Origin of the sequence: Providencia sp. 2023EL-00965, assembly GCF_033550225.1 — a bacterium.
GTDB lineage: Bacteria > Pseudomonadota > Gammaproteobacteria > Enterobacterales > Enterobacteriaceae > Providencia > Providencia manganoxydans.
Map to the genome: position 1 here is coordinate 156,073 of NZ_JAWUEH010000008.1, position 17,872 is coordinate 173,944.

The following is a 17,872-nucleotide window of genomic DNA, read 5'->3' on the forward strand; positions in this document are numbered from 1 at the left end:
TTAGTAATTAGCGACGACCTTCAGCGATAGCAGAAACTGCTTGCATTTCAGCCGCTTCTTGCTCTTGCTGTTCTTGACGTTCACGTACATCCAGTATGTGACCGTTGATTAAACCTTCTTCTATTTCGCGTAGAGCGATAACAGTGAATTTATCGTTTTCTTCAGGAACTAAAGGATCTTTACCACCTGCTTGTAACTGACGAGCTCTGCGAGCCGCGACCAGTACGAGGTCAAAGCGGTTACCAATTTTTTCTACTGCGTCTTGAACAGTTACGCGTGCCATAAGTGTGCTACTCCAAAAGAAATAAAAAAATGACCTGATATGATACTGAAACTATTCTCAGTCTGCCAGCAATTTGCTGATTAAAGCATCATGTCGTTGAATTTGACGGGCTAATCTTAGACGCTCGGTACGAATGATTGCCTGCAAATCGCTTAATGCGGTGGTGAAATCATCATTGACAATCAGATAGTCATACTCATTGTAATGTTCGATTTCACCAACGGCTTGCGACATACGCTTTTCAATAACTTCATCACTATCTTGGCCACGACCGCGTAGACGCCGATAAAGCTCATCTTTTGATGGTGGTAGTATAAAAATACTACGTGCTTCAGGCATTGCTGTACGGATCTGTTGTGCGCCTTGCCAATCGATATCAAGAAAAACATCGACTCCGCTTTTGAGCACTTCTTCAATAATAGGTCGTGAAGTTCCATAGTAATTACCGAAAACGCAGGCATGTTCTAAGAACTCATTTTTCTCGACCATGGCTAAAAAGTCAGCTTCAGAAACAAAGAAATAATGTTCACCATGTACTTCACCAGGGCGTGCGGGTCTTGTTGTATGAGAAACAGAGACTTGAGTGTCATACAACGGTTGTGTTTTCAGCAACGCCTGAATGAGGCTGGATTTACCTGCGCCGCTTGGTGCAGAAACAATATATAAAGTGCCTTGTATCATGATGATTTCTTGAATGCTCGAGAGTTAAATATAAATGAAGGTGATTAACCCCACATAGTATACACGGACTTAGACCAACATACAGCGTTCTCAATAGTTATCATTCAAGTACCATTTATTTGCCATCTTTTAACTTACACTAAATGTGAGTCATTCTACTCAGAGAAAACTTTGTCATGTTATGGCGTACTTATTATTACTTTGTTGTCCTTGAATTATCTAGAGTATATAGCGCAATTAATTTAATAAATAGATGATTTGCGAAGCTGTACCAGAAAATATTTATTGTTTTTCACAAAATACATTCCTTTTGCGAAGTGTTTTGCATAACAGGTGAAAATACCGACAAGTTTTGACATATCGCTTCACGATTGATGCATATTGCGATGGTTAAAACTCGATGGGGGCTATTATGTGAAAAGGATTTTTGTTCTAGGAAAACAGTGTCTACTTATATTTTGGGTATTTGGGGTCGGTATTTTTTACAGTCGTTATTCATCCGCAAGTCATTGCTCAATAATGAATCAAACAGCAATAGAGACAGAAAGCCAAAGGTTAGGCTTGCAACTACAACATTGGAACCGTTTATATCGCTTATCGGGCAGTAGTCCTATTAACGATGAAACTTATGATCAACTTTTCAATACTTGGCAACATTGGCAAGCATGCCAAAACCTACCGACTGAATTGCCATTATTAAATTTATCAACGGAACAGCGAGTTACTAAGCACCCTGTTGCACATACAGGCTTGAAAAAACTCAATGAAACGGAGATTGAGCATTGGCTGGATACAAGAACAAATGTCTGGCTACAACCTAAATTAGATGGTGTCGCAGTTTCATTGGTCTATAAGCAAGGGAAACTCGTGTCGATGATCAGCCGTGGTAATGGTATTGAAGGGTTGGAGTGGAGGGATAAAGCTGACTTTATTCCCTCATTACCTAAAGAAATATTGACATCACGACCTCTGTTAATATTTCAAGGGGAGCTGTTTTGGCGACTAGAAAACCATATCCAACAATCAAAAGGTGGGGTTAATGCACGCAATCAAATTGCAGGTTGGTTAATGCGTAAAACGGTGCCTGAAATGCCTGAAAACAATATCGGTGTATTTATTTGGGCATGGCCTAATGGACCCAAAAATGGCAAACAACAATGGGAGCAGCTAGCTAATTTAGGATTCACATTAAGCCAACAACATAGCCACAAAATAGAAAATATGGATCAAGTGAGGGCTTGGCAGCAGCATTATTATCAGCAATCGATGCCCTTTGCGACAGATGGTATTGTGTTGAAATCATTTCCCACACCACAAATGGATGCATGGCAAGCCAATAGTAATAGTTGGGCAGTTGCTTGGAAGCATCCGCACAAGAGCAGGCTATCCACCGTTATTGAGCTTAGCTTCCATGTGGGTAGAACTGGGCGGGTAAGTGTTGTTGCGGAAATTGAGCCAATTGAATTAGATAGTAAAGTAGTACATCGAGTGAGTTTAGGGCCGTTAAGTGCTTGGCATAAAAAAGATGTAGTCGCTGGAGATACGATACAAGTAGGGCTGGCAGGGCATGGGATCCCTAAACTAGAATCGGTTATTTGGCGCCCTCAGCAGCGCAAAGTACTGGATACCTCTTTGTTTAGCCAATTTCATTTTTTCAGCTGTTTTACTGCGAAGCCTCACTGTTATCAGCAATTTGTTGCTCGTTTGAATTGGCTAGGTAAGCAACTAAAAATAAAAGGAATTAGTGAGGGAACATGGCGTGAATGGGTTGAGAATCATCAACTGACAAGTTTGACAACATGGTTATCAACAAATTGGCAAGATAATCTACCTAATTCCAAGAAAGTGGCAAAATTGATAGTACAGTTTCGAAATGCTTATAAACAGCCATTAAAAAACTGGTTAAAAGGCTTAGGGATCCCTCTAAACGATAAATATTTGTCTTTTTTTTCAGAGTTAAGTCAGCTCAACGATGCTGTCTTTATAAATAGTTTAGGGTTAAGTCTGGAGTCGAAGAAGAAGCTAGAAAGGTGGCTGTTAATACCTGAGATACAGGAAGCATTACTTGTTATTGATGATCTAAAAGTAAAGCCACCTACTTGAGGGCACTAAGGTGGCTTATAAGAGATTTAGTCTTGGCTTTCGTAGTTAAAAATGGGGAGCCCTAAACGATAGCGTATTGCTAGAAGTCGAGCGCTTAAACCAGCAACAAGGGTGATGATAACGACGATATCTTGTGGCAATGGCGTATATAAAAGCCCAATGTATAACCATGCAGCGGCAAAAGAGACACCTGCATAAACTTCTTTTTGGAATACAAGAGGGATGGTATTACAGAGCATATCGCGTAGTACGCCACCGAATACGCCAGTAATGACGGCTGCGATCGCTGCGATGACTGGGCTATAATTCATATCAAGGGCGATTTGAGCGCCAAGAATTGAAAATACAATTAAGCCAATAGCATCTAAAATGAGGAATAGACGGCGTAAATGCTTCATCATAGGTGCAATCCAGATAGTCACGATGGCAGCACCAGCAACAGTGAGAATATATTCGGGGTTTTTTATCCAGCCTAATGGATAATGACCGAGCAAGACATCGCGAACAGAACCACCACCAATGGCTGTTGCTGATGCAATAATGATGACACCAAAGACGTCCATTTTACGTCGGCCAGCAGCGAGAGCCCCAGTCATGGCTTCTGCGGTAATACCTATTATATAGAGAACACTTAATAACATAATGATTCTATTCGACACTAAAGTGATTGCTAAAGGGTAATATTACTTATAGAAATTCTCGACTGAGATTTTCTAGTGCCTTGCAAAATGGATTAGTTAAAGTAATCCGATAGCTATATTAACGGATGTCAAAGGATAACATATTGAACGGTAAACTTCCCTACAAAGAAACGCAAATTACTCATGATAAACGCAGTCATCAGCTTACTAATATTAATGTTTGGACTCCGGATAGCCAATGGCTAGCGTATGACGTGCGCCCTAGTGGTAGTTCATTTACTGGGCTAACAATAGAAAAAGTTCATGTGAATAGTCAGAAGCAGCAGGAAATTTATCGAGCAAAACATGGTGCACATGTTGGTGTCGTCACTGTTAGTGCTGAAAATCCCCCTCGCTATGCTTTTATTCATGGTCCTGAATTCCCTGATGAACAATGGCAATATGATTTTCATCATCGAAAAGGGGTCTATGTTAGTGATGATAATTTAGGTAAAGCGCATCCAATTGATGCGATGTGCATTACGCCCCCTTATATCGCCGGAGCATTGCGTGGTGGCACGCATGTTCATGTTTTCAGTCCTGATGGTCAGTGGTTAAGTTTTACTTACAATGATCACGTTATGCATGAAAAAGATGCTCATTTAGATCAGCGTAATGTTGCGATAGCGGCTCCTGTACAGCCAGTTAATGTGGAGCCTAAAAAGCACCCACGTGAATATAGTGGTGAATATTTTTGTTGTGTGATCACCCACACGGTACTTAAACCTCGGCAAGGTAGTGATGACATCAGTCGTGCTTATGAAGAAGGATGGATTGGTCAAAAAGGATATTTAAAGAGTGATGGAAGCTGGAAAAGGAGAGCGATTGCATTTATTGGCGATACTCATTCATTAGACGGAGAAATTGTTCCTGAGGTATTTATTGTTGATCTTCCTGATGATCAAAAAGACTTAACGCAGCAAGGCGAGTTTCCTCTACAAGGAACAACATCACAAATGCCGTATCCACCAAAAGGTGTGCAGCAGAAACGATTGACTTTTACTCATGATCGCCGATATCCAGGCTTAGCAAAGCAGCCTAGACACTGGTTACGTTCTTCCCCTGATGGGCGTTTTATTGCCTGCTTGATGAAAGATGATGACGGTATTGTGCAATTATGGCTGGTAGCCACCTCGACAGGTGAGCTTACTCAAATCACCTATAGTACTACGCCTATCCAGTCAGCTTTTAGTTGGAATAGTCAAGGAACTCATATTAGTTTTATCTGTGATAACAGTGTGATGTGTTGTGATATTTCTTCAGGTGAACTGCGTAGGTTAACTGAACGTAGTGAAATTGCTCCTGTTGCTGATGCTGTTGTTTTCTCACCGGATGACCGTTTAATTGCTTATATGCGGGATGATAATGAGGGGTTTAGGCAAATTTATATCGTTGGTTCAGGGGTGAACACTGATTAGTTGTATTTTAGTAGGATAAATGTAGCCAATATAAAATATGATGAGTGCAAAACGAATTATCTACTTTTTAATTATTATTTAATAGCTTTAATTTGATAATTTTTTAGTACTCGTGTCAAAAAGAATAAATTAAAAATTGGCTACTCTTTATTTGAATAAATCAGTTTACGTTACTTTCAGAATTAATTTGGCTATGGTTTGATTTTGCATTGGCTTGTTTATCCAGTGCTTCTATTCGTTTCTTTGGCGAGTCTTCTTCTGGATTACGGTCTGCTTTAACATAATCAAGCGGTATGAGTAGTGTATCCATTACAGCAGTAAACGGTAAATCAATGGCCAATAAAGGGCGCATGACCCAACCCGTGTTTTCATCTTTAATCATTTCAAGACTATTTTTTGAGCCTGGGTAGTAGCCATCACTGGGGCCTGCGTGGCTCATAATACTAGAGCAGCCTGTGAGCAGCAGCGGGGTGAAACACACTAGTATTCTTGTAATCAATAAAACAGCCATAATTCATTTACCTATGTCATCGTCTATTATACTCGTTATACTTCAAGTGGCAGTGTTGTGAACTGCATTCATTAGCACTAGTCCCATAGACTCTATACTCCTAGCGTTTCACTCACTTGTCCCCTACGCGCATTTTGAATTATTTAGAGCATATTGTTTCATGTGGCAATAATAGCTCAAAATGCAAAATTCACAATCCACAGCATAATATGAATCATTGGTTTTGTATTAGAAATATCGATAAATATTTAAACTAAATATTTTTATTTGTAAAAGACGTTAATTAGTATCAGTGAATGTTTAATTTGTATGTACATAATCAATTTATACGCATATATGGCGTTTTAATTTGCTTTGAACTGTGTGCTATTGCACATATTACTTTGTTTTTATTTGGCACAATCGATTCAGTTACATGTTTTTATCTTGAACGTAATACTTTGTTAGTGACTTTTCGTCAAAAGGATAGCGGTTTATGAGTGAATTAGCTCTTACTGTGAGTTTGTTGGCGTTGGCTGCTGCACTGGGTTTATGGATTGGTAATTGGAAAATCCGCAACGTTGGCCTTGGTATTGGTGGCGTGCTATTTGGTGGGATAATTGTTGGCCATTTTGCCCAAAGTTATGGGTTACAGTTAAACGGACACATGCTGCACTTCATTCAGGAGTTTGGTCTGATCTTGTTTGTTTATACCATTGGTATTCAAGTTGGGCCTGGGTTCTTTTCATCATTGCGCGTATCCGGTTTGAAACTGAATGGTTTTGCCTTATTAGTCGTTGTGCTTGGGGCCATTGTCACTGCAATCATCTATAAATCCGCCAATATTCCGTTGCCAATCATCTTAGGGATCTTCTCTGGGGCCGTGACTAACACGCCTTCATTAGGGGCAGGGCAGCAAATCTTAACGGATTTAGGTTCCGACCCTACATTAGTTGGGCAAATGGGGATGGGTTATGCGATGGCTTATCCCATGGGGATCTGCGGTATTTTGTTGGTGATGTGGTTAATCCGCATTATTTTTAGAATCGCTGTTGATAAAGAAGCCTCTGCATTTAATAGCCAAAGTATTCATCAACGAGAAACATTGCAAACCATGAATATTGCGGTACGTAATACCAACCTTGATGGTCTTATGATGCAGGACATACCTTTGCTTGGTAGTGATGAGATAGTTTGCTCAAGGTTGAAAAGGGGCGAAATGCTAATGGTTCCTCAACCGACAACTGAAATTCAATTGGGAGATTTACTTCATGTTGTAGGGCAAAAGGATGATCTCAATAAAGTTCGCCTGATATTAGGTGAAGAAGTGGATGCATCATTATCAACATCGGGTTCTACATTACATTCGGTACGGGTTGTTGTGACCAACGACGCGGTGCTAAGTAAACGTCTACGTGATCTTAACCTGAAGCAAAAATACGATGTTGTGGTGACTCGCCTTAACCGTGCGGGTATTGAACTTGTTGCTAATAATAATTCGACTCTGCAATTCGGCGATATTCTCAATATTGTTGGGAGGCCTGAATCAATAGAAGCGGTTAGCGCATTGTTGGGGAATGCGAAACAAAAACTGCAACAAGTACAAATGTTACCTGTTTTTATTGGTATTGGTCTGGGGGTTGTTTTAGGTTCTATACCCATTTTTATACCCGGTTTTCCTGCGGCCTTAAAACTAGGTTTGGCTGGTGGACCTTTAGTGATTGCACTGATTTTAGGTCGTATCGGTACGATAGGGCGGCTATATTGGTTTATGCCACCAAGTGCTAATCTCGCCTTAAGAGAACTTGGAATAGTGATGTTTCTTGCCGTTGTTGGATTGAATTCCGGCGGAGGTTTTATTGATACCTTAATTAAAGGTGATGGTTTGACTTGGATTGGTTACGGGTTGCTGATTACATTCGTGCCACTATTCATTACTGGTCTTGTGGCACGCATTTTTGGCAAAATGAATTATCTCAGTTTATGTGGAGTGTTGGCGGGATCAATGACGGATCCACCTGCATTGGCATTTGCTAATAATATTCACCCAACCAGTGGCGCTCCGGCACTTTCATATGCGACAGTTTATCCTTTAGCCATGTTTCTGCGTATTATCTCACCACAATTATTGGCTATTTTGTTTTGGGCACTGTAATGGGGCGGCAACGAAAAAATATATATACTCGTTATACTTCAAGTTGCAGGGGTGTTGACTACACTCAGCGAGTCGAGTCATAGAGTTTATCTATGCTCCCTGTCTATCTTCGCTTGTCGCCTACCTGCATCGTCGAATTATTTAGAGTATATTCGTTCAAATAGCAGTAAAAAAGATGCTTATTCCATCAATGGATAGATACGAAAAGTGATTTAATGAAGATGAATGATATTCGTAATGTAATTCTTAATTACGGAGTTCTCGCTAATTTTTTGCCCTTTTAATTAAAAAGGGCTTTTTTTTATCTAAAATAAAACGCTAGTGTTCTGGGGCGTGGTAGATTTTAGGATCATAAACAGTAAAAAGACGGTGTGATTTAACCCACCGTCACTTGATATTGATATATCAGCTATCAGCACTCAACAGTTTGGTAAGCTAGCTCTAATTCTTCTGCGAGGATTGCGATACCTTTCTCTATTTTTTCAGGCTCAGGTACATAATTCATACGCATACATTGGTGAGCATGCGGCCAATTTTCTTCAATACCGGGGAAGAAATAATGACCCGGAACCATTAATACACCGCGTTTTTTCAAACGTTGGTAAAGTTCTAAACTGGTAATTGGCAAATCTTTAAACCATAACCACAAGAAAATAGCGCCTTCAGGTTTATGGATCAGGCATTTATCTTCTGGGATATAACGGCGAATGATGTTAATAACCTCTTCCACGCGTTGTTTATAAAAAGGGCCAATAACATTTTGGGATAAAGAGATCAGTTCATCGCGTTGCAGCATTTCTAATGCTAATGCAGGGCCAATCCCGCCGGGAGCTAGGCTAATAATGCCATTCATATTACTCACTGCTTCAATGATTTCTTCGTTAGCAATGATGATCCCACAACGAGTGCCGGGTAAGCCAAGCTTCGATAAGCTCATGCAAAGAATGACATTATCATTCCAAAATGGGGTAGCTTCACTGAAGATAATGCCTGGAAAAGGTACACCGTAAGCATTATCAATCAATAATGGGATGTTGTGCTGTTTGGCTAATTGATCAAGGTGTACAACTTCCTCATCAGTGATCACATTCCCAGTGGGATTAGTTGGACGTGAAACACAAATAACCCCAATATCTTTAGTGACCTCTAACGTATTGAAGTCAACCCGATATTTAAATTGACCATTTGGTAGATATTCAATTTGAGGTTTGTTTGCCACAAATAAATCATCATCCAAGCCTGAGTCCGCATACCCAACGTATTCAGGGGCGAGAGGGAATAGGACTTTACGGGTGATACCATCTTCAAAACGACCAGCAAGCAAGTTAAATAGGTAGAAAAACGCACTTTGGCTGCCGTTAGATAGCGCAATATTTTTTGCACTGATATTCCAGCCTAGTTTCGCTTTTAGGGTTGCCGCTAGCGCTTTCAACATGGCATCTTTGCCTTGTGGCCCATCGTAGTTGCACAACGTATCTGTTAACTTACCGTTTGCACTCATTTCAGCTAATAGCTTTTGGAAATACTCATCCATTTCAGGGATATGAGCAGGGTTACCACCGCCAAGCATAATTGCTCCCGGGGTTCTGAGGCCATCATTCAAGTCTTTCATCAATGTTGAGATACCTGAATTTTGAGCGAACTTATTACCGAATTTAGAAAATATCATCTCATTTATTCACATATTGTTAAGTAAGTTGTTAATAGAATTTAAAACATACTCCGCCAAACCGCAGAGTTCAACCGCTAGAACTGATTGATGCTTGACACTAAATTCTAAATAACTATTAACATTCAGTTTAATCTCTTTGTCAATTAATCATAAGCTAGTGAATATTACTTTTGGTTCGCGAAGTGATGCTAATTCGTTCTAATTTATTTATATTGGCAGCAACCCATTAAATGGTCATTTATCATGCCAGTAGCTTGCATAAAGGCGTAGCAAGTAATGGAGCCTACAAATTTGAACCCTCGCTTTTTAAGGGCTTTTGACAGTGTTTTTGATAATTCAGTTTCAGCGGGAACTTGGGAAGAAGATCGCCATTGATTCACAATGGGTTGGTTATTAACAAACTGCCAAATAAAGCTGGAAAATTCCTCTCCATTTTCTGCCATTTGCAGGTAGGCTTTGGCGTTGGCAATGATCGCGTTAATTTTGGCTCGATTGCGGATAATGCGTGGATCTTGCATTAAGCGTTCAACATCACCTTCTGTCATTAATGCCACTTTTTTTGGATCAAATTGATGGAAGAGTTCACGATAGTTTTGGCGTTTTTTTAAAATGGTGTACCAAGACAACCCTGCTTGCTGACCTTCAAGGCAAATCATTTCAAATAACTGTTGGTTATCTTTAGTCGGTTTACCCCATTCATTATCATGATAGGCAATATATTCAGGGTCTTGATTAACCCATTGACAGCGAATTGGTGGTGAATTCATGTGGTATCCATCTTGTGGGTATTGAGAGAACTATTTACCTATTTATACTGTATAAGTATCCAGTTTAAAAGTGATGAAAACAAATTTTTTTAATTTATAGGGTAAATAGACACCGATTCAGTGCTGTATATCTGACGGTCAAAGGGTATACTGACGTACTTTCTTTTAAATCATATGCATCGCGTGCGGATCTAACATGCAAAAGTTTGATACCAAAACCTTCCAAGGTCTCATCCTGACATTACAGGATTACTGGGCGCGCCAAGGCTGTACCATTGTTCAACCACTGGACATGGAAGTTGGCGCAGGAACCTCTCACCCTATGACGTGCTTGCGTGCGTTAGGGCCTGAACCTATTGCTGCGGCTTATGTTCAACCTTCACGTCGCCCAACGGATGGCCGTTACGGGGAAAACCCAAATCGCCTTCAACATTATTATCAGTTCCAAGTGATCATTAAACCATCACCTGACAATATTCAAGAGCTTTACTTGGGCTCATTGAAGGAGCTGGGTATTGACCCAACGGTTCATGACATCCGTTTTGTTGAAGATAACTGGGAAAACCCAACATTAGGTGCTTGGGGACTTGGCTGGGAAGTTTGGCTAAACGGTATGGAAGTCACTCAGTTTACCTATTTCCAACAAGTTGGTGGATTAGAGTGCAAACCTGTAACAGGCGAAATCACCTATGGTCTTGAGCGTCTTGCTATGTATATTCAAGGCGTTGATAGTGTTTATGATCTCGTTTGGTGTGATGGCCCTCTAGGTAAAACAACCTATGGTGATATTTATCATCAAAATGAAGTTGAGCAGTCAACTTATAACTTTGAATATGCCAACGTAGATTTCCTCTTCAAATGTTTTGAAGAGTATGAAAAAGAAGCACAGTACTTATTATCTCTCGAAAAACCACTGCCGCTTCCTGCGTATGAGCGTATTTTAAAAGCCGCTCATACTTTTAACTTGTTGGATGCTCGCAAGGCCATTTCTGTCACTGAACGCCAACGTTATATTTTACGTATCCGTACCCTGACGAAAGGGGTCGCTGAAGCTTATTATGCTTCTCGCGAAGCGCTCGGATTCCCAATGTGTCATAAGAATTAAGAGGCTGTCATGACTCAACAGACTTTCCTAGTGGAAATCGGCACAGAAGAGTTACCGCCGAAGGCTCTTCGTTCGTTAGCTGAATCATTTGCGGCAAACTTTACCGCTGAACTTGATAGCGCAGATATTGCGTATGGTGAAGTGAGTTGGTTTGCGGCACCTCGCCGTTTAGCATTAAAAGTAGCTTCACTGGCGGATGCATCACCTGATCGTGAAGTCGAAAAACGCGGCCCTGCAATTTCAGCCGCATTTGGTGCCGATGGTCAACCGACTAAAGCGGCAGAAGGCTGGGCTCGTGGTTGTGGCATTACGGTTGATCAAGCAGAACGTTTGACGACAGATAAAGGCGAATGGCTGCTGTATCGTGCCCAAGTTAAAGGTGTCGCAGTCGGTGAATTATTGGTTGATATGGTCAGCCGCTCACTGGCTAAACTGCCCATTCCAAAATTAATGCGTTGGGGCGATAAAGAGACTCATTTTGTTCGTCCTGTACATACCGTAACATTGTTGTTAGGCAGTGATGTGGTAGAAGGTGAGGTTCTTGGCATTAAGAGTGGACGTACCATTCGTGGACACCGTTTTATGGGTGAGGCGGAGTTCACTATTGATAATGCAGACCAATATCCTGCGATCCTGCGTGAACGTGGTAAAGTGATTGCTGACTACGAAGAACGTAAAGCGACGATTAAAGCGGATGCAGAAAAAGCAGCACTTGCGCTTGGTGGTAAGGCAGATTTAACCAATAGTTTGCTGGAAGAAGTCGCTTCATTGGTTGAATGGCCGGTTGTTTTAACGGCTAAATTTGAAGATAAGTTCTTGGCTGTTCCTTCAGAAGCATTGGTTTATACCATGAAAGGGGATCAGAAATATTTCCCTGTTTATGATAATTCAGGCAATTTGATGCCTAATTTCATTTTCGTCGCCAATATTGAGTCTTCTGATCCCCAACAGATTATTTCAGGTAACGAAAAAGTGGTTCGCCCACGTTTGGCGGATGCTGAATTCTTCTTTAAAACCGACCGTAAACAGCGTTTGGAAGATAATTTACCCCGTTTAGAAACCGTCTTGTTCCAGCAGCAATTAGGGACATTACGTGATAAAACTGATCGTTTGGAAGCATTAGCGGGCTGGGTAGCCAGTAAAATTGGCGCAGATGTTAATCATGCAACACGTGCAGGTTTGCTGGCTAAATGTGACCTCATGACCAATATGGTATTTGAGTTTACCGATACGCAAGGCGTGATGGGTATGCACTATGCACGTCATGACGGTGAATCAGAAGATGTTGCATTAGCATTGAAAGAGCAATATCAACCTCGCTTCGCGGGTGATGATCTACCTTCGACGGATGTTTCAGCGGCGTTAGCAATAGCCGAAAAAATGGATACCTTAGCGGGTATTTTTGGCATTGGTCAGCATCCTAAAGGGGATAAAGACCCGTTTGCGTTGCGTCGCGCAGCGTTAGGTGTACTGCGTATTATTGTTGAGAAAGGTTATCAGCTTGATTTGGTTGAAATGACCGAAGAAGCGGTACGTCTCTATGGAGATAAACTGACCAACAAAAATGTGGTTGATGATGTAGTTGAGTTTATGCTGGGTCGTTTCCGTTCTTGGTATCAAGAGCTAGGTTACAGTATCGATACTATTCAAGCGGTACTGGCTCGTCGTCCAACTGCACCTGCTGATTTCGATGCCCGTGTTAAAGCGGTGAGCCATTTCCGCACATTGGAAGATGCAGCAGCACTAGCCGCAGCGAATAAACGAGTTTCTAACATTTTGAGTAAATCAAATGAGAAACTGTCTGATAAGGTGTTGGCATCGGTACTCAAAGCGCCAGAAGAAGTGAAATTGGCAACGCATTTGGTTGTGCTACAAGAAAAACTTGAACCAATGTTTGCTGAACGTAAATACCAAGAAGCTTTAGTTGAGCTGGCATCATTGCGTGAAGTTGTTGATGCTTTCTTTGTTGGTGTCATGGTAATGGATGAAGACGAAGCGGTTCGTGTTAATCGTTTAACGTTATTAAGCCAATTACGTGAGCTGTTCTTGAAAGTTGCAGATATTTCGTTACTGCAATAATACAAGACATCTCAGTAATATAAGGCAACCGACGCTCGCAGTAGTCATCTGCGGGCGTTTATTTTTTGTAGTAAAAGTGTAATTGGTTAAAAAACCACATCAAGTTGATGGTTTTATCGACATACAAACAAATTTAGTGAAAAATGGGTTGACGGATCGCGCGCTCAACAGTATGATTCACCTCGTTTTCGGCGAGTAGCGCAGCTTGGTAGCGCAACTGGTTTGGGACCAGTGGGTCGGAGGTTCGAATCCTCTCTCGCCGACCAAATTTTAGAACCCAGCTTATAAAGCTGGGTTTTTTTATGTCTGTAACTTTTGCATTTCCAATTCTACTTTCAGAACAACTTTGTTTCCTTTCTTCAACTTAATCTGCTTTTATATTTAGCACATCATTAGCCATCGCTATTTTGTATAGCTATGCAGTAGCTAGTCGTTGATTACCCATAAACGCTAAATTATTCAAGGTGCAGCTAGGCGCTGAGTGAATGAATTGCTGACGGCATAGAAAACTATGCGATTGGTGTGAGTGAGCCAAGCCACTGCAACTTGAAGTATGATGAGTATGTATGGACTTTTCATGACAAGGATGCTGTTAATGAAAGTGGTTTATCTATTATTGTTCCTATTATTATTAAAATGGCTACCTTCCTATGCAGGCGCAATGCCTATTATAAAAGAGCCTAAATCATCTTGTGTTGTCATTAATCAGGTCTATTTTACCCCATTAAGGTTATTCCCTTTAGTCACCTCAAAACATGTCAGCGAGTGGAAATCAGCACTTGAAGGCTTGTGTGCGAGCGACGAAACGTTGTTGGTGTATGCAGACTATCTCAATCAGCAATTAGCTGAGGTAGGGTACATCACATCTTATATTCACTATCCACAACAAAATTTACTCTTCGGTGTGTTATATGTCGACCTAATAGCCGGAAAATTGCAGGGCATTGAGTTCCAAGATGGTGTTGATATTGGGTGGTCATTAGCTAACGCTTTCCCTTTGCAGCGTGGGGATGTAGTGCACTTGCATCAATTAAATCAAGGGTTAGCGAATTTACGCAATACTCAGTTAGTACCTTATCAAATCCAGATCATTTCAGATAATGAAAGGGACAACATGAATCAATTAATTATTCAACGTACAGCGGTGAGGGCATTTAAAGGACGGTTGTTATTTGAATCAAAACAGTCACAAGAGCAGCCTAATCAGGTTATTAGCCAAGTCGTTATGTTAGCCAACCCACTGCTATTGAATGATTTTTTCTTTTTTAGTCTAGATAGTGATATTGGGCAAGGGACGTCGAAAAAATTTAAATCTGCTTCGTTGTTATATTCAATTCCCTATCATTATTGGTTACTGAGTTTTTATGCAGGTTATCAAGAAAGCACTGCTTATAAAAACATCCAATTATTTGATCAAATAGCACTGAAAAATGACCTACGAAATCGCCTGCTATTAATGCAAGCAGAATATGTTTTGCATCGTTCATTGAATAGTACGACGTCAGCGAGTGTTGGAGCACAAGTTCAGACATTAGATGTTTTTTTAAATAATTATCGATTGAAGACTCAACAGCGTTTTAGCAGTTATGGTTTATTCGGTTTGTCACATAAGCGCGATTTCTTACAAGGTAGCGTTGCTGTTTCAATCAGCTATAAGCAGAGCCTTGATTGGTTTGGTTCAACGAGGAAGCAAACCACAGGGTTAGAGCGTGCACGTATTTATCAGCTTTCAGCCGATTATCAGCGACAATTTACATTTTTGAATCAACCAATGTATCACAGGCATGAAGTAGAGCTTCAATTAAGTCATGCGAAGCTCGATCCTTTACTTGAAGTTCATACCATTACAGGCAGGTTTGGAATTAGAGGATTTACAGGTAGCTTACCGATTGAGAATGCAGGCGAAAATACGCTAAAGATTAAAAATGAGTGGGGATGGTTATTACCATGGCAAGAACATAAAATTTATAGTGGACTAGATTTTGCCTCTACATCCAGTGAACGGGCGCGCTTTTGGCAGAAAAATAAACTGCTTGGCGGTGAGGTTGGAATACAGGGGCAATACAAGCGCATGGGCTATAAAGTTTTTTTTGAATTACCACTTTGGTATTCATCAACGATAAAAGCAGATCCTATTTTGCTAGGTGCAAAACTAAGTATTGATTATTAATCATCCAATTAAGAGGCTGTTAGGTTGTGTAAAGGAGGAAATCAAGTTAATCAGGACTTTATTGAAGTAATTAACTAATCAATAAAATGTTAATTATTTATAAGGTGGCCTTTTTTATCTGAATAAAAAATAAGCAAAATAATAACAGGCTAAAATAATATTTATCACAAAGTGCTTCAGAACTTTATGCCGCACTCTCTCAGATGTGACACTATTTTCGTTCAGTAATTCAGCACTTAATCACAAATATAAAAATAAATCACCCAGTGATAAAAACCTATTCGGTACACTTTTTATGGTTATTATCTCTGCCTTAATGAATTCTCGCTTATATAATAAACCAATATTACACGATAAATGTTTCTAAAATGTTATAAATTGGTTGTGCTGTTAGTGAGAGATGCTATTGACGAAGTGAGCGACAGTTGATTAATTGCACAGTGAATAACTAAAAATACAGATCCCTCATCTGTCATTATTAATGATGGTCTAGGGTTTTAAGCAAATAACACATGAACGCCACAGGAGCATACAGATGACGCTCTCTATTAAAAAGACAGGCTTATTGACAGTTGGATTAACACTTGCAGCAATGGCAGTTTCTGCTTCAGTGCAAGCAAAAACATTAGTCTACTGCTCAGAAGGCTCTCCAGAAGGCTTTAACCCACAGCTATTTACTTCAGGGACGACTTATGATGCAAGTTCTATCCCTCTTTATAACCGTCTAGTTGAATTTAAACTAGGTACTACAGAAATTGAACCTGGCTTAGCGGAAAGCTGGGAAGTCAGTGAAGATGGTAAAACTTATACCTTCCATTTACGTAAAGGTGTTAAGTGGCATTCTAACAAAGAATTTAAACCAAGCCGTGATTTGAATGCCGATGATGTGATTTATACATTCATGCGTCAAAAAGATCCAAATCATCCATATCACAAAGTCTCTGGTGGTAGCTATGAGTACTTTATGGGAATGGATATGGATAAGATTATCGATAAAGTTGAAAAAGTGGATGATAATACCGTTCGTATTACATTAACTCGCCCAGAGTCGCCATTTTTAGCCGATATGGCAATGGATTTTGCATCTATTCTTTCAGCCGAATATGCTGACCAAATGTTAGCTGCGGGCACACCAGAAAAAGTTGACTTGAACCCGATTGGTACTGGCCCATTTGAGCTACAACAATATCAAAAAGATTCTCGCATTCTGTATAAAGCGAACAAAGATTATTGGGGCAATAAACCTAAAATTGATCGTTTGGTATTTTCGATCACCCCTGATGCATCTGTTCGCTACGCAAAATTGCAAAAAAATGAATGCCAAGTTATGCCATACCCAAATCCAGCTGACTTAGCACGCATGAAAGAAGATAAAAACATCACGTTAATGGAACAACCGGGTCTTAACGTGGGGTATCTCTCTTTTAACGTTGAGAAAAAACCACTCGATAACCAAAAAGTTCGCCAAGCATTATCCATGGCTGTGAATAAAGACGCGATTATTGATGCGGTGTATCAAGGTGCTGGTCAGAAAGCGAAAAATTTAATCCCACCAACCATGTGGGGTTATAACGATGATGTTAAGGATTACGAATACAACCCAGAAAAAGCCAAAGCGTTATTGGCGGAAGCGGGTTTCCCTAATGGTTTTGAAATTGACCTATGGGCAATGCCTGTTCAACGTCCATATAACCCAAATGCACGTCGCATGGCCGAAATGATCCAAGCCGACTGGGCAAAAGTCGGTGTTAAATCAAAAGTCGTTAGCTATGAGTGGGGGGAATACCTTAAGCGTGCTAAAGATGGTGAGCCCCAGACGGTAATGATGGGTTGGACGGGCGACAATGGTGACCCAGACAATTTCTTTGCAACTTTATTTAGTTGTGCGGCAAAAGAGCAAGGTTCTAACTATTCGAAATGGTGTTATAAAGGTTTCGAAGATCTGATCCAACCTGCTCGTATGACTGCTGATCACGATAAACGAGTCGATCTCTACAAACAAGCTCAAGTTGTGATGCATGACCAAGCGCCTGCATTGATCATCGCTCACTCAACGGTATTTGAACCAGTACGTAAAGAAGTGAAGGGCTACGTTGTCGACCCACTCGGCAAGCATCACTTTGAAAACGTTGATATTGAAAAATAATCGTTTGTAATTTGTACTTGCCCTTTGCCACTCATTGGTTGCGAAGGGCGTTTTCACCTCTGAATTTCAGGGAAACAGAAAACTTAGTTCTTTGTGAGCAGGCAGAAGTCGCTTGTTGCTTCT

The 17,872-nt window shown here is 40.5% G+C and carries 13 protein-coding genes and 1 tRNA gene; 8 read left to right on the forward strand and 6 right to left on the reverse strand.

Going from position 1 to position 17,872, the window contains the following annotated elements; all coding sequences use genetic code 11:
* Positions 1-7: 7 nt before the first annotated feature.
* Together rpoZ and gmk are read right to left on the reverse strand one after the other, a co-directional pair.
* Complete coding sequence (rpoZ, locus tag SC428_RS11985) at positions 8-283, reverse strand: DNA-directed RNA polymerase subunit omega (RefSeq protein ID WP_070929422.1); 276 nt, start codon at positions 281-283, stop codon at positions 8-10.
* Positions 284-340: 57 nt separating this feature from the next.
* Positions 341-964 (reverse strand): guanylate kinase, encoded by a 624-nt coding sequence (gene gmk, locus SC428_RS11990; RefSeq protein ID WP_318707873.1) that lies wholly within the window; start codon positions 962-964, stop codon positions 341-343.
* A 414-nt stretch (positions 965-1,378) separates the two neighbouring features.
* Between gmk and ligB the strand changes: the two genes are divergently transcribed.
* Complete coding sequence (ligB, locus tag SC428_RS11995) at positions 1,379-3,067, forward strand: NAD-dependent DNA ligase LigB (protein ID WP_318707874.1); 1,689 nt, start codon at positions 1,379-1,381, stop codon at positions 3,065-3,067.
* A 26-nt stretch (positions 3,068-3,093) separates the two neighbouring features.
* Here ligB and SC428_RS12000 read toward each other — a convergent pair whose 3' ends face one another.
* Positions 3,094-3,708, reverse strand: coding sequence for a trimeric intracellular cation channel family protein (locus SC428_RS12000; RefSeq protein WP_070929419.1), 615 nt, complete (start codon positions 3,706-3,708; stop codon positions 3,094-3,096).
* 125 nt (positions 3,709-3,833) lie between these two features.
* Between SC428_RS12000 and SC428_RS12005 the strand changes: the two genes are divergently transcribed.
* Complete coding sequence (locus tag SC428_RS12005; protein WP_283126180.1) at positions 3,834-5,165, forward strand: DUF3748 domain-containing protein; 1,332 nt, start codon at positions 3,834-3,836, stop codon at positions 5,163-5,165.
* A 160-nt stretch (positions 5,166-5,325) separates the two neighbouring features.
* On the opposite strand, the gene SC428_RS12010 is transcribed toward SC428_RS12005, so the two are convergent.
* Positions 5,326-5,604, reverse strand: coding sequence for a YceK/YidQ family lipoprotein (locus SC428_RS12010; RefSeq protein WP_412544645.1), 279 nt, complete (start codon positions 5,602-5,604; stop codon positions 5,326-5,328).
* A 547-nt stretch (positions 5,605-6,151) separates the two neighbouring features.
* Here SC428_RS12010 and SC428_RS12015 point away from each other — a divergent pair.
* Positions 6,152-7,810: a putative transporter gene (locus tag SC428_RS12015; protein ID WP_070929416.1), complete on the forward strand. Its 1,659-nt coding sequence runs from the start codon at positions 6,152-6,154 to the stop codon at positions 7,808-7,810.
* 412 nt (positions 7,811-8,222) lie between these two features.
* Here SC428_RS12015 and SC428_RS12020 read toward each other — a convergent pair whose 3' ends face one another.
* Positions 8,223-9,479, reverse strand: a complete 1,257-nt coding sequence (locus tag SC428_RS12020; RefSeq protein WP_140179656.1) for a valine--pyruvate transaminase — start codon at positions 9,477-9,479, stop codon at positions 8,223-8,225.
* A 206-nt stretch (positions 9,480-9,685) separates the two neighbouring features.
* The gene (locus tag SC428_RS12025; RefSeq protein ID WP_318707876.1) at positions 9,686-10,249 is read right to left on the reverse strand and encodes a DNA-3-methyladenine glycosylase I; all 564 of its coding nucleotides are present in this window, start codon (positions 10,247-10,249) and stop codon (positions 9,686-9,688) included.
* Positions 10,250-10,445: 196 nt separating this feature from the next.
* On the opposite strand from SC428_RS12025, the gene glyQ reads away from it, so the two are divergent.
* The 5 genes from glyQ to dppA all read left to right on the forward strand — a co-directional run bounded on the left by glyQ (position 10,446) and on the right by dppA (position 17,749).
* Positions 10,446-11,354, forward strand: a complete 909-nt coding sequence (gene glyQ, locus SC428_RS12030) for a glycine--tRNA ligase subunit alpha (protein ID WP_070929413.1) — start codon at positions 10,446-10,448, stop codon at positions 11,352-11,354.
* 9 nt (positions 11,355-11,363) lie between these two features.
* Positions 11,364-13,433, forward strand: coding sequence for a glycine--tRNA ligase subunit beta (gene glyS, locus SC428_RS12035; protein WP_318707877.1), 2,070 nt, complete (start codon positions 11,364-11,366; stop codon positions 13,431-13,433).
* Positions 13,434-13,622: 189 nt separating this feature from the next.
* Positions 13,623-13,699, forward strand: a tRNA-Pro gene (locus tag SC428_RS12040).
* Positions 13,700-14,028: 329 nt separating this feature from the next.
* Positions 14,029-15,603: a ShlB/FhaC/HecB family hemolysin secretion/activation protein gene (locus SC428_RS12045; protein WP_318707878.1), complete on the forward strand. Its 1,575-nt coding sequence runs from the start codon at positions 14,029-14,031 to the stop codon at positions 15,601-15,603.
* A 535-nt stretch (positions 15,604-16,138) separates the two neighbouring features.
* Positions 16,139-17,749, forward strand: a complete 1,611-nt coding sequence (gene dppA / locus SC428_RS12050; protein ID WP_140186275.1) for a dipeptide ABC transporter periplasmic-binding protein DppA — start codon at positions 16,139-16,141, stop codon at positions 17,747-17,749.
* Positions 17,750-17,872: the final 123 nt, after the last annotated feature.

Bases quoted from the DNA above. Each gene is read 5' to 3' on its own strand.
- rpoZ (WP_070929422.1), bottom strand. From the start codon at position 283: ATGGCACGCGTAACTGTTCAAGACGCAGTAGAAAAAATTGGTAACCGC.
- gmk (WP_318707873.1), bottom strand. From the start codon at position 964: ATGATACAAGGCACTTTATATATTGTTTCTGCACCAAGCGGCGCAGGT.
- SC428_RS12000 (WP_070929419.1), bottom strand. From the start codon at position 3,708: ATGTTATTAAGTGTTCTCTATATAATAGGTATTACCGCAGAAGCCATG.
- SC428_RS12005 (WP_283126180.1), top strand. From the start codon at position 3,834: ATGTCAAAGGATAACATATTGAACGGTAAACTTCCCTACAAAGAAACG.
- SC428_RS12010 (WP_412544645.1), bottom strand. From the start codon at position 5,604: ATGAGCCACGCAGGCCCCAGTGATGGCTACTACCCAGGCTCAAAAAAT.
- SC428_RS12015 (WP_070929416.1), top strand. From the start codon at position 6,152: ATGAGTGAATTAGCTCTTACTGTGAGTTTGTTGGCGTTGGCTGCTGCA.
- SC428_RS12020 (WP_140179656.1), bottom strand. From the start codon at position 9,479: ATGATATTTTCTAAATTCGGTAATAAGTTCGCTCAAAATTCAGGTATC.
- SC428_RS12025 (WP_318707876.1), bottom strand. From the start codon at position 10,249: ATGAATTCACCACCAATTCGCTGTCAATGGGTTAATCAAGACCCTGAA.
- glyQ (WP_070929413.1), top strand. From the start codon at position 10,446: ATGCAAAAGTTTGATACCAAAACCTTCCAAGGTCTCATCCTGACATTA.
- glyS (WP_318707877.1), top strand. From the start codon at position 11,364: ATGACTCAACAGACTTTCCTAGTGGAAATCGGCACAGAAGAGTTACCG.
- SC428_RS12045 (WP_318707878.1), top strand. From the start codon at position 14,029: ATGAAAGTGGTTTATCTATTATTGTTCCTATTATTATTAAAATGGCTA.
- dppA (WP_140186275.1), top strand. From the start codon at position 16,139: ATGACGCTCTCTATTAAAAAGACAGGCTTATTGACAGTTGGATTAACA.